Here is an 11,885-nt window from a genome sequence, read left to right on the forward strand (position 1 = left end):
TGTCCCTTCTTAAATGCTCATTCACCACAAAATATCAACCATAGCAAATAAAAAGACGATTACGCTTAATATCCCGTTCATCGTAAAAAATGCCGTGTTTAATCTTGATAAATCGTTTGGTGATACAATCGAATGTTCATAGATTAAAATTAGAAAAGCAATGGCAATTCCAATTCCAAACCAAAGTTGTAATTCTGTCATGAGTAAAAGCGCAACTAAGCCACAAATTGTAACCAAATGCATAAGCGAAGAAATCCACAGTGCCGCACGAATTCCAAATCTAGCAGGAATAGAATGAAGACGTTCTTGACGATCAAAAGATACATCCTGACAAGCATATATAACATCAAACCCGCCAATCCAAAGTGCTACGGTGATAAAAAGGATAATAGCCGTTAAGTCAATACGACCAGTTATGGCAATCCAACCACCAAGTGGACCCGCAGCTGTGGAAATACCAAGAACAAAATGACATAACCAAGTAAATCGTTTTGTATATGAATAAAAGACTAAAATAAAGACAGCTAAAGGAAGTAAATAAACAGTTAACCAGTTCAGTTGCAGGGCGGCAAAGAACAATAATACAAATGAGAGGACAACAAATCCCCATACAAAGGTTTCTGATAATAAACCTGCTGGTAAAGCTCGATTACTTGTGCGTGGATTTTTTGCATCAATTTTGCGATCAATAATCCGATTTAGCGCCATAGCAGCACTTCTCGCACCGACCATAGCTAAGGTGATCCAGCCCATTTGTACCCAAGTTGGCAAATGCCCAGTATCCTCTAACGAACCTAAAATAGCTCCTAAATATGCAAATGGTAAGGCAAAGATGGTATGTTCAAATTTAATCATTTCAAATACTATTTTCAATTTGCTAATCAATACGTTCATGATTTACTCGCTTCTTTCTTTATGACCAATGTGCAAAGCTGCAATTCCCTTAAACAATGGAAAAACATCAACATGAGCAAAGCCAATCTCATCAACCATTTGCTGTTCTAATTCACGATAATCTGGGAACAATCGAAGAGATTCAGGCAACCATTTATATTGTTCATAGCTATTCGCAAATAGCTTCCCAAGCCAAGGTAATATTTGTTGAAAATACAAGTAGTAACATCGACGAAATAGAGGAGAGATCGGCTTAGAAAGTTCTAATGATACAACTTTACCACCTGGCTTCACAACGCGCTTCATCTCATGAAGAACTTGCAAATGATCAGGCACATTGCGTAAAGCAAAGCCAATTGTTACAAAATCAAAACTATCATCAACAAATGGAAGATGCATTGCATTTCCTTCGACGAGTTGAATCTGCTCTGAAAGTCCTAATTGTTGAATCTTTTGTTGTCCCACTGACAACATATTCTTACTAAAATCAAGGCCAACTACTCTACCAGTTTTTGAAGTTTGTGCAATCGATATTGCCCAGTCACACGTTCCACAACAAACATCAAGTGCCGAGTGACCCATTTGAACATCCATTTTTCGCATAGCAAATTTCCGCCAACGCTTATGTTGCCTAAAGCTAAGCAATGTATTCATTCGGTCATATCGATCAGCTATTGACTCGAATACTTCGTGAACATATTCTTCTTTGGTAGTCTTTGACGTTTGAGTAGGCATCTCATCTTTTCCCTCCGTCATAAATGTTGATTCACCCAAGGAGAGAGCTCATCAAAGAGGCTTTTTAATTCAGCAATTGCAGAATCATGTTCATGCTCAATTTTGTGAAATGCTGCTATCCACTTTTGGCAAACCAGCTTTCGTAACGAATCACTTATTTCCATATACCAATCTGGACGACTATAGAGGAAATAAACTAAAAGCAATGGTGGAATCACTTCATCCCAATTGTAGGAGAATATCTCCTTAACATGAAAAAAGTCGGCTAATGCCGCAAATAAACCGCTTGTAAATTTAATCAAATCATCATAAGATCCATGCGGCAAACGATTTTCACGAAGCATACTAAGGTGAAGATTTAATCGTGATTTATTGATTTCACCGACTCGATCACTAAAAAATGCAATCGCCTTTAACTCACCATGCAACGAGAAAAGTCGATAATACCGACTGCTATAATAATCACCTGCCAAGACTAGCAATTGCCGTGAGGCTGTATGGGCAGATGACGAATCTGAATGAACCGGAATTTGATCATGTACCTCAAGTCCCATTTGCAATAATGTAACCCCAATTGCAAATCTCTTTTTGCGTTCGATATCTATATCACAAGAATCTAATAATAACTGTATGACTTTCGTAAAAAACAATGGTATATTGGCTTCGCCAATCATTGATTCTACAAGAGGTTCTGTTGCATGTGATTTCAGTTCCTCTATCCATTTTTGATCTGATGTATGAACAGACATTATAATCATGTCACCCCAAAAAACCACCCATGATCAAGTAAGTATAGCATAAGCAAATGACCCCTATTGTGCGGTCATTGGTAACCATGTGAACATTTTTTGTAGATACTCCTTACTTGATAGATGGTTAATATTTTCCATCATTGGGTCTTGTCTTAATTGTGTACGATGTGCAATTAAACGAAAAGAATCGATAGGTTTCTTCATATAAATTTTCAATTGAATTGTTTCTACTTTAGAAAAGGTTCGAAATAGATTTTTCAATAATACAAAACAGTTTTGATAAAGTTCTATCTCTGAAATCTTTACAATTGGTGAAGCAGTAAAAAAAAGTGTTTCCCCTCGCCAATCCACCTCTTGCAAATTTAAATTTTCATAGTTAGAAACAAGCTCTACAAGTGTGGCTTCACTTAATTGCGTTGGCTCTCCTGACACCATTACTTCATTTGATGACTCCTGATGTTTCACTTGAAGGATTGGAATCAGTGACAATAATAGCACGAGCAATAGAGATAATACACCTGTTGTAAAAATCCGCTGAAAAAATCCCTGCATCAAAGTCACCCTTTCCCCGCTTTTTCTTTCATTCTATTCCTAGAAAGGGTTCTCTGATGCCAGATTTTCAAACGTCATTCGTTTTAATTTCTGCAAACGAGGTATAGATCGTCGCTTTACCTCTCACCTTAATTGCAGAAGTATGTTCAGTGAATTGGGCAACCATCACTTCATGCTGATCTAATTTCTCTGAGTGGTGAAACTTTGTATCCTCACCCCGTGTTAGTCCAATGACGCTCACACCATTTTCATGTGCTTTTATCACAACAAAATCCGAACTCACATTTTTACGCAAAAAAGCGTCCCGCCTTTCCTGATCATCTCATAAAATTTGATGAGGTATGATTGTAGTTTATCATAGTTCTAGAAAATAAATAAGACTCTCCCATTGGAGAGTCTTGATTGGTCGGGCTAGCCAGATTTGAACTGACGACCTCTTGCGCCCCATGCAAGCGCGCTACCAAGCTGCGCCATAGCCCGTTAATACTTGAAAATTATATATCTTTCACTTGGTAGCTGTCAAGAGAATTTTATTGCATTTTAATAAGCTTTAAAACTTCGAATCGTATGTCCGATTCTTCTGCCATTCTGCCACGTACAGCTGTAGTTACAGTCTTAGCACCTGGCTTTTTAATTCCACGCATTGTCATACACATATGTTCTGCATCGACAACCACCATCACACCATATGGATCTAATTTTTCCATAATTGATTCAGCAATTGTAGATGTTATTCTTTCTTGCAATTGTGGTCTTCTTGCAACTGTCTCAACAGCTCGTGCTAATTTCGAAAGACCTGTTACTCTACCACTGCGTGGAATATATGCAACATGTGCATGGCCATAAAATGGAACCAAATGATGTTCACATAGCGAAAAAAAAGGGATATCTTTGACTAGAACTAACTCTTCATGTTCCTCACTAAATACAACATCAAAGTGCTTTCGCGGATCCTCGTCCATCCCTTGAAATAATTCTTCATACATTCGCGCAACCCGTGCCGGTGTACCAATTAACCCTTCACGATCAGGATTCTCCCCAACTGCTTCTAATATCATTCGAACCGCTTGTTCGATTTTTTGTTGATCAACTCGCATGGAAACCCATTCCTCCATTTTTGGCAATACCATGTTGATAAAATATAATGCCTCAAATGCTATATTTCATATATTCTTTATATCCAACCTAATTTATCATGATAAAAACAGGTCCACCAAAACGGGGACCTGTTCGTACAGGGGGTTATGTAATCCAACGTACTGAAAGAGAACTAATTATTTACTGCCGCTTTTAGTTGTTTACCAGGTTTAAACGCTGGAACTTTGCTAGCAGGAATCTCAATCTCTTCTCCTGTTTGAGGATTACGAGCTGCACGTTCACGTACTTCAAAGTTACCAAAGCCAATCAGTTGAACTTTGTCCCCAGTTTGCAAAGCTCCTGAAATCGCCTCTAATACAGCTTCGACAGATTGAGTTGCCTCTTTCTTGGTCATGCTTGTAGCTTCTGCTACTTTCGTGATTAGTTCGGTTTTATTCACAACCGCACCTCCTGTTCAACTCCGTGCAACGAACATAAGTATTGCACGCAACAAAGATATAGTAATACAGACGACCAAAGGATTCAAGTATATTCTCTTGATCTATAAAAAACAATTTTATTTTTCTACAGATTGAATCAAAAAAAGCACTCTTGTTAAAGAGCGCCCTAATGATTATTTCTTTACAAAATAATCGCTATCAGCCCACCAGAACCTTCGTTAATAATCCTCTCTAAAGTCTCTTGTAGTTTATAGCGAGCGTTCTCTGGCATCATCGATAATTTCGCTTGAATCCCTTCTCTTACAATGGAATTGAGTGATCGACCAAATATATCCGATTCCCAAATTCTGAGCGGATCACTCTCAAAATCTCGCATCAAGTAATTGACTAACTCCTCACTCTGTCTTTCAGAACCGATAATGGGTGAAAACTCTGAATGGACATTTACTCGAACCATATGAATCGATGGAGCTGTCGCCTTTAACCGAACACCAAATCGTGATCCTTGTTTGATTAATTCCGGTTCATCAAGTCTCATTTCTTCAATGTTTGGTGGAGCTACTCCATAGCCAGTAGTACGAACCATTTTCAATGCTTCAGCTACTTTATCATATTCCTTCTTTGCTATACTAAATTCTTGCATGAGCTCTAGCAAATGGTCTTTCCCTTTGATCTCTACTCCAACAATTTCAGTTAAGACTTGATCATAAAGATCATCAGATGCATATAAATCAATTTCAGCAATACCTCGACCCATATCCATATCAGATAGGTTAGCCTTCTCAATAAACTCGAATTCAACAAATTGTCCAACTACTTGATCTACATCACGTAAACGACGAATATCTTTCACAGTTTCTCTGACTGAATTCTCAAAGTGATTGCGCAGCCAATGATCCTCTTCCAGAACCATCACCCATGAAGGAAGATTTACATTTACTTCGTGAACTGGGAACTCATATAGAACCTCACGGAGAACACCTAGAATATCATCCTCGTTCATGGTTGCTACACTCATGGCAAGCACTGGGATATCATACTTCTCTGCCAATTGTGATCGAAGTTCATGTACTGACTCACTGTGTGGATGACTTGAATTCACCAACATGATAAACGGTTTTCCAACTTCCTTTAGCTCTTCGACGATTCGTTCTTCTGCTTCCTCATAAGCCTCACGTGGTAGATCAGCAATCGATCCATCTGTAGTCATCACGATCCCTAATGTCGAATGTTTTTGAATCACTTTACGAGTGCCGATTTCAGCTGCTTCTTGAAATGGAATCGGCTCTTCAAACCAAGGCGTATTGATCATTCGAGGACCACTTTCATCCTCATATCCTTTTGCACCCTCAATTGCATATCCTACACAATCAACCAACCGGATATTTACATTTAAACCTTCTTCCACATGTACATTGACTGCTTGATTGGGTACAAACTTAGGCTCAATTGTCGTAATAGTTCGCCCAGCACCGCTATGAGGCAGTTCATCTACTGCTCGATTCTTCTCATGCTCGTCCGTGAGATTAGGGATAACAGCCTGTTCCATAAATCTCTTAATAAATGTTGATTTACCCGTACGAACAGCACCGACAACACCTAAGTAGATATCTCCGCCGGTACGTTCAGCAATATCTTTTAGTATATCGACTCTTTCCATGCAATGCCCTCCTTCAAGTTTCCCCTTATGCTGCTAATAAATATATGAACCGAAACTTTTAATATGATTAAAATGAGTCAAAGAATTTTGTCTCCTCTATTCATCTATCAAGTATTTCCACTTAAAAACAAAAAATGGAAACCGTGTTTATTTTGGTTTCCATTAGATTCATTTCATTAAAAACTATCCTTTTTGTAGACTTTTCATGACAGCAGGATCTTTCTTGCGTTGTAGTCGTATATGGAACCCAGTAATATGAATGGATCGGGATAATCGACCTAAGATAAATGTTGCGGGAATGACTAGCAAATCAATTAAAAACTCTCGCATCAGATCATTCCTCTCTGCTTTTGATACATTGTACGTATCTTAACTCAAGAATATTCTACTCAATGAACCTCTAAAAAGATGGGTTCACCTTTTTGCCATTGCATATTTGGAGAATAAGCAGGCACGAATAGAGATTCTTTCGCTAACCACAGCTTCATATCACTTCCATTTTGCGGCTGTTTCCCTGATTGTTGAACCATTCTCATTACAGAAAAACGATAATCGATATAGATATGACCCCATTTATCAATGATGAGGCTTAGCTGATTATTTGGATCGTATGGGTTCGAAAGATGAATGGAGTCAACTCCTAATTTTTTGTAATCAATTTCATAATAATCTTTTGAGATAGGCTTTCCTAATGGCCATTGTTTTTTTTCTTCATGATAAAGACGTACCTCTGTTTCTAATTTGCTTACCTGATCAGAAACTCTCATATCAAACAATCGAACCAAAGGTTTTCTCTCTACATCAACTAAAGCAAACAAATAATACCCACCTTTTTCAAATGCACTAGGCGGAATATCGTTTAAAAAACCGCCTAATTTCCCCAGATCAACTGTGTATTTAGTCGCAAATTTCCGTTCATCTTCTTGATATCGATAAGGCAAAACCTTATTCTGTTTCAAATATGTATCAACTGCCGCTTGGACATGATTAATGTGTTCTGGTAACTGGTTTAACTGTAATCGCTTATCTTGTGGATAGAAGCAACCAACACAAAAAAACAACAAACAAAAAATACTCAGCTTCCTCAACATTCTTCTTCTCTCCCTAAATAATTGCTTTTAGCCCAAAGAGGAAAGAGGGCAACAATAACAATCCAGCGATAATAAATAATGTGATTCGCAACCATTTTCGTTTTTGTAATCTAGCGAGTGTGACTAAAAAGTTAATCAATATTAATAATGTTATCACAATCATTAAGTTGATCATGTTATCAACTCCATTCTAAACAATCACAATGAATTCCATGTTCGCCTATCATAGACAGGGTCATTTGTCCAGTTCAGCCCTGTAGACAGATGCATAAGATAAACGGACAATAGCCCGACAAATGACAGGAGGCTTATATCGGATGAAACCAAGACAAATGCGAAGGAAGCGGATGAATCCTGCCGCACCTCTACTTACCCCGCCGTACAAACCTGAAAAAAAGGGGATCACATCATTACTTCCCAAAGTTAGTGCTGCTCAGGTTGTAAAAGCAATTAACCATCTGCTTACAGTCAGAAATACAGTTAGAACGGTAAGTTCCTCGATTCAACGTATTGAAAACTTTGTAGATTCTACATGCCAACTCTTTGAAATAGCGAATAATTTTATCGATATACCAAAAGATCAAACATCAGCCCCTGCACAAAAAAAGAATCCTGGATCAAAATTACCTTTTAAAGACGAAGAAATACCTAAAATCGATCTCCCAAACAATCCACCAGCTTCAGGACTCGGTCAGATGCTAGGTCGAATCGATCCTAAAGCCTTATTAGGCATGTTAAATCGACTACTTGGCAATACACAACAAGCCGAGGCTCAAGTCAGCACATCTATATCTTCACCATCGGATTACAACCCTAATGAATACTATGATGAATACTAACAAAAAAAGGAGGGTAGATGCAAGAAGCATCACCCTCCTTTTGATCATAATCCCTTGTCCTTCGTTTCGATGTTCAATAGCATAAATTTGACTGAAGCTATTACAAACTATGTACCAATCACGAATCTGGCAACAGGTAAACAGCCTATTTTAAGATTTACGAAATCCTCTGATCTCATCTAGTTCATTTGTTCGCCCACGATTCATCAATTCTGATACAGCTTGTTTTGGATGCTTCTTCTGAAATAAGATCGAATATAATTGATCAGCTATTGGCATCTCTACTTGATACTTCCTAGCAAGCGAATAAGCAGCTTGGGTTGTTTTAACTCCTTCTACTACCATGCCCATTTCTGTTAAAATCTGTTGCAATTCTTCTCCTCTCCCTAATAAATAGCCGGCTCTCCAATTACGGCTATGTTGACTTGTACAAGTTGCGATCAAATCACCAATTCCTGCTAGTCCTACAAATGTTAATGGATCTGCGCCCAGTTGAATCCCCAATCTAGCAATTTCAGCTAAACCACGTGTCATTAGAGCTGCTAGTGCATTATCGCCATAGTCCAGTCCTGCTGCAACACCCGAGGCCAACCCAATAATATTCTTTAAGGCTCCTCCTACTTCGACTCCGATCAGATCTGGATTTGTATACACACGAAAATAAGAATTCATCAATACACTTTGCGCTTCTTCAGCTACCTGATTTGATTCTGATGCTACTACAACCGTAGTAGGTGATCGTCGCACTACTTCTTCTGCATGACTTGGCCCTGAGATCACGGCCAATCGCTCTTTCCAATCCACACATTCTTCAATGAGTACTTCTGAGATTCGTTTATATGTCTCCAATTCAAATCCTTTAGAGGCATGTAAGATCATTGCATTCTCTTTTACATAAGGACAAACTTCCTTTGCTACAGTTCGAACAACTTGTGACGGGACAACAAACAAAATAATATCCCGATCGATAACAGCATCACGAAGTGAATGTGTTGCATGAATCGAAGCGGGTAAAATTTGATTTGGTAAATATTTTTGATTGGTATGATGTTGATCAATTTCTTCTGCTAGTTCTTTTCTGCGTGCCCATACCATCACATTACAACCATTATCCGCCAACACAGTGGCCAACGCCGTCCCCCAGCTTCCAGCACCTAATACAGCTACTCTTTTATGTACCACTAAATCTTTCTTTCCTTTCCTTGGAAAAGTTGAATCATATTTTGACGATGTTGAAAAAGGGCCAATAAAACAATAAGTAGACTCATCCAAAAATAGGAAGGAGGACCGATGTGTAAAATGAAAATCATCAAAGATAGGGTTATTGTATAAAGCAACGAACCCAAAGATACATATCGAAACAAGAGGATAACTAAAATAGCAACAACTGAAGCAACTAAAGCTGCTTGCCAAGCGATCACAAAAGAGGCACCAATTGTAGTCGCAATCCCCTTACCACCACGAAAACCAAAGAAAATCGGCCAATTGTGCCCAATAATTGCCAGGATACCTCCAAGAATCGACCATGTCGGATTATCAGTCATCCAAAGCGTTAAGATGACAGCTAAAGCTCCTTTTAGTGCATCCAAAAGCAAAACGATTGTTGCGGGTCCTTTTCCCAGTACACGTAAAGTATTGGTTGCACCAGCATTTCCACTCCCGTGATCTCGAATGTCCACTTTTTTTAATTGTTTGACTAGGATATAGCTAAAACTGATTGAACCAAGTAAATAAGAACAGAGCATAGCGATCAAGAAAAAGCTCCAATGATTCACTGGTTCTCCCCTCTCCCTCTCTAAATTCCAGTTTCATGATCGTTTATTACGTAAATGTAAACGAATCGGTGTACCTTCAAAGCCAAATGTTTGTCGCAGCTTGTTATCTAAATAACGTACATAGCTAAAATGCGCCAATTCTGGATTGTTCACAAAGAGAACAAATGTAGGCGGTTTGACGGCAACTTGTGTTGCGTATTGGATTCTTAACCGTTTACCACGATGCGACGGAGGCGGCGTTACCATGACCGCATCTTGAATCACTTGGTTTATGACAGAAGTTGATATACGCAATGCATGCCGTTCGGCAACATCCATTACGGCCGGTAAAATTTTCGTAAGACGTTGTTTGGTTTTTGCAGAAACATAAAGAATCGGGGCATAATCCATAAATGAAAAATGACCTCGAACCAACTTACTAAATTGATTCATAGTCTGATCATCTTTCGTTACCAAATCCCATTTATTTACTACAAAGATAGAAGCGCATCCAGCCTCATGAGCATATCCTGCAATTCTTTTATCCTGTTCTGCAATGCCTCTTTCCCCGTCTATAACAATTAAACAAACATCTGATCTTTCAATCGCTTTCAAAGCTCGTAAAACACTATATTTCTCAATTGATTCATACACTTTACCCTTCTTACGTACACCAGCTGTATCAATTAGCGTAAACTTTTGACCATCTTGTTCAAAATGGGTATCAACAGCATCCCGTGTCGTACCTGCAACAGGGCTCACAATTACTCTCTCTTCTCCAAGCATCGCATTAAGCAATGATGATTTACCCACATTCGGTCTGCCAATCAAGGAAACACGAATCGTATCCTCATCCAATTCCTCTTCTGTCTCAGGAGGGAATCGTTCCACAATTGCATCTAGCAAATCACCCGTTCCAGTACCATGTAAAGAAGATAGCGCAAAAATTTCTGTAAAACCTAATTGATAGAAGTCATAGCTTAGATCCAATTGTTTTGGATGATCAAGTTTATTTACACCAACCATTACTGGCTTATTGGTTCGATATAGCATTTTTGCAACTTCTTGATCAGAAGCTGTTACTCCATCGCGACCGTCAACCATAAAAAGAATCACATCGGCTTCTTCTAAAGCAAGTTCAACTTGATTTTTTATATGTGTCAAAATCTCATCTTGCTTCCCGAACTCTAAACCACCAGTATCAATCAAATGAAATTCACGTCCATTCCATTCACTACGTGAATAAATACGGTCACGTGTAATTCCAGGTTGATCTTCAATAATGGCAATACGTTGACCTGCTAAACGATTAAATATTGTTGATTTTCCAACATTCGGTCGTCCGACAATAGCTACTACAGGTAGACTCATATTACTTCCTCACTTTTTGTTTTTCCGAACATCCTTTTCATCTTATCGATTTCTCTGGCGCTTATCAACTCTTGATGAACTCCTTTCATTCCACCATAGTTGAATGGAATGAAAAAAGAGCGAAACATAACAGAGAAAAACCATATGTACAAGCAAATCGTTATCTCCTATTATTAACGGGCTTATTCGTTCATGATAGACAACTATCATAGTAAGTGAAAAGACGAATAGTGTACTAGCGATATAAGTAATCCGCAATAATAGCGACGGTAAAGTAAGTTGCGCTATGGATAACACAGTCAAACTCTCTAACAATTTAAATTCTAGATTATCCCAATCACCAGGCAAAAAAAGAAATGTTTGTAACATAAATAATCCCATAACTGTTGATAAGGAATAGGTAAAAAGAAGCTGTTGTTGTTCCCTTGTTACATAACGGATTAATAAGAGGATAGCTGTTAAGAAAAGCATTACCCCTACTGTAACTTGAACTGTTGCATCACTTGGAAATGGAGGTAAAAGTAAGGATATAAGAAGCAAAAGTATAAATAGAGGAATACTTGTTGTCTGAGCGTGCGAAAGCTCGGATAATGATTTACGAAACCAACCAAATAAAATTAAAATACTAAAGAGAAGTAGATATATACCCAAGGGAATCCTCCTCTGTTTTTGTTATTATTAGCCTAATAACTAAAAAAA

The 11,885-nt window shown here is 38.3% G+C and carries 16 protein-coding genes and 1 tRNA gene; 1 reads left to right on the forward strand and 16 read right to left on the reverse strand.

Annotated elements, in window-relative coordinates; genetic code table 11:
- Positions 1 to 21: 21 nt before the first annotated feature.
- The 12 genes from BUB71_RS02230 to BUB71_RS19370 form a co-directional block, all read right to left on the reverse strand.
- Positions 22 to 894 (reverse strand): UbiA-like polyprenyltransferase, encoded by an 873-nt coding sequence (locus tag BUB71_RS02230; RefSeq protein ID WP_073151285.1) that lies wholly within the window; start codon positions 892 to 894, stop codon positions 22 to 24.
- 3 nt (positions 895 to 897) lie between these two features.
- Complete coding sequence (locus BUB71_RS02235) at positions 898 to 1,650, reverse strand: demethylmenaquinone methyltransferase (RefSeq protein WP_281248156.1); 753 nt, start codon at positions 1,648 to 1,650, stop codon at positions 898 to 900.
- The gene (locus BUB71_RS02240; RefSeq protein ID WP_073151287.1) at positions 1,647 to 2,378 is read right to left on the reverse strand and encodes a heptaprenyl diphosphate synthase component 1; all 732 of its coding nucleotides are present in this window, start codon (positions 2,376 to 2,378) and stop codon (positions 1,647 to 1,649) included. The genes BUB71_RS02235 and BUB71_RS02240 overlap by 4 nt, the downstream gene beginning before the upstream one ends.
- Positions 2,379 to 2,441: 63 nt before the next feature.
- Complete coding sequence (locus BUB71_RS02245; protein ID WP_073151290.1) at positions 2,442 to 2,933, reverse strand: hypothetical protein; 492 nt, start codon at positions 2,931 to 2,933, stop codon at positions 2,442 to 2,444.
- 67 nt (positions 2,934 to 3,000) lie between these two features.
- A complete protein-coding gene (gene mtrB, locus BUB71_RS02250; RefSeq protein WP_073151293.1) occupies positions 3,001 to 3,228 on the reverse strand; it encodes a trp RNA-binding attenuation protein MtrB in 228 nt (75 codons plus the stop codon).
- 108 nt (positions 3,229 to 3,336) lie between these two features.
- Positions 3,337 to 3,413 (reverse strand) — tRNA-Pro (locus BUB71_RS02255).
- Positions 3,414 to 3,463: 50 nt separating this feature from the next.
- Positions 3,464 to 4,030 carry a GTP cyclohydrolase I FolE gene (folE, locus tag BUB71_RS02260; RefSeq protein ID WP_073151296.1) on the reverse strand — a complete coding sequence of 189 codons (567 nt, stop codon included), beginning with the start codon at positions 4,028 to 4,030 and terminating at the stop codon, positions 3,464 to 3,466.
- A 173-nt stretch (positions 4,031 to 4,203) separates the two neighbouring features.
- A complete protein-coding gene (locus BUB71_RS02265) occupies positions 4,204 to 4,470 on the reverse strand; it encodes an HU family DNA-binding protein (protein WP_073151301.1) in 267 nt (88 codons plus the stop codon).
- Between the two features lie 182 nt (positions 4,471 to 4,652).
- On the reverse strand, positions 4,653 to 6,131 hold the full coding sequence (gene spoIVA, locus BUB71_RS02270) for a stage IV sporulation protein A (RefSeq protein ID WP_073151305.1): 1,479 nt from the start codon (positions 6,129 to 6,131) through the stop codon (positions 4,653 to 4,655).
- 183 nt (positions 6,132 to 6,314) lie between these two features.
- Positions 6,315 to 6,461 carry a hypothetical protein gene (locus BUB71_RS19365; RefSeq protein ID WP_175552256.1) on the reverse strand — a complete coding sequence of 49 codons (147 nt, stop codon included), beginning with the start codon at positions 6,459 to 6,461 and terminating at the stop codon, positions 6,315 to 6,317.
- A 59-nt stretch (positions 6,462 to 6,520) separates the two neighbouring features.
- A complete protein-coding gene (locus BUB71_RS02275) occupies positions 6,521 to 7,222 on the reverse strand; it encodes a hypothetical protein (RefSeq protein ID WP_073151308.1) in 702 nt (233 codons plus the stop codon).
- Between the two features lie 13 nt (positions 7,223 to 7,235).
- Positions 7,236 to 7,397: a hypothetical protein gene (locus BUB71_RS19370; RefSeq protein ID WP_175552257.1), complete on the reverse strand. Its 162-nt coding sequence runs from the start codon at positions 7,395 to 7,397 to the stop codon at positions 7,236 to 7,238.
- A 142-nt stretch (positions 7,398 to 7,539) separates the two neighbouring features.
- Here BUB71_RS19370 and BUB71_RS02280 point away from each other — a divergent pair, with 142 nt between their 5' ends.
- Positions 7,540 to 8,061, forward strand: coding sequence for a hypothetical protein (locus BUB71_RS02280; protein ID WP_073151312.1), 522 nt, complete (start codon positions 7,540 to 7,542; stop codon positions 8,059 to 8,061).
- A 150-nt stretch (positions 8,062 to 8,211) separates the two neighbouring features.
- Here the strand turns inward: BUB71_RS02280 and BUB71_RS02285 are convergent, their stop codons facing one another.
- The 4 genes from BUB71_RS02285 to BUB71_RS02300 are packed head-to-tail and all read right to left on the reverse strand — an operon-like array spanning position 8,212 to position 11,837.
- On the reverse strand, positions 8,212 to 9,243 hold the full coding sequence (locus tag BUB71_RS02285) for an NAD(P)H-dependent glycerol-3-phosphate dehydrogenase (protein ID WP_073151316.1): 1,032 nt from the start codon (positions 9,241 to 9,243) through the stop codon (positions 8,212 to 8,214).
- Positions 9,243 to 9,836 carry a glycerol-3-phosphate 1-O-acyltransferase PlsY gene (gene plsY, locus BUB71_RS02290; protein ID WP_245815492.1) on the reverse strand — a complete coding sequence of 198 codons (594 nt, stop codon included), beginning with the start codon at positions 9,834 to 9,836 and terminating at the stop codon, positions 9,243 to 9,245. The genes BUB71_RS02285 and plsY overlap by 1 nt, the downstream gene beginning before the upstream one ends.
- A gap of 33 nt (positions 9,837 to 9,869) precedes the next feature.
- On the reverse strand, positions 9,870 to 11,186 hold the full coding sequence (gene der, locus BUB71_RS02295; RefSeq protein ID WP_073151320.1) for a ribosome biogenesis GTPase Der: 1,317 nt from the start codon (positions 11,184 to 11,186) through the stop codon (positions 9,870 to 9,872).
- Between the two features lie 42 nt (positions 11,187 to 11,228).
- On the reverse strand, positions 11,229 to 11,837 hold the full coding sequence (locus tag BUB71_RS02300; protein WP_073151323.1) for a hypothetical protein: 609 nt from the start codon (positions 11,835 to 11,837) through the stop codon (positions 11,229 to 11,231).
- Between the last annotated feature and the right edge of the window lie 48 nt (positions 11,838 to 11,885).

It is taken from the genome of Seinonella peptonophila, assembly GCF_900129355.1.
Taxonomy (GTDB): domain Bacteria; phylum Bacillota; class Bacilli; order Thermoactinomycetales; family Thermoactinomycetaceae; genus Seinonella; species Seinonella peptonophila.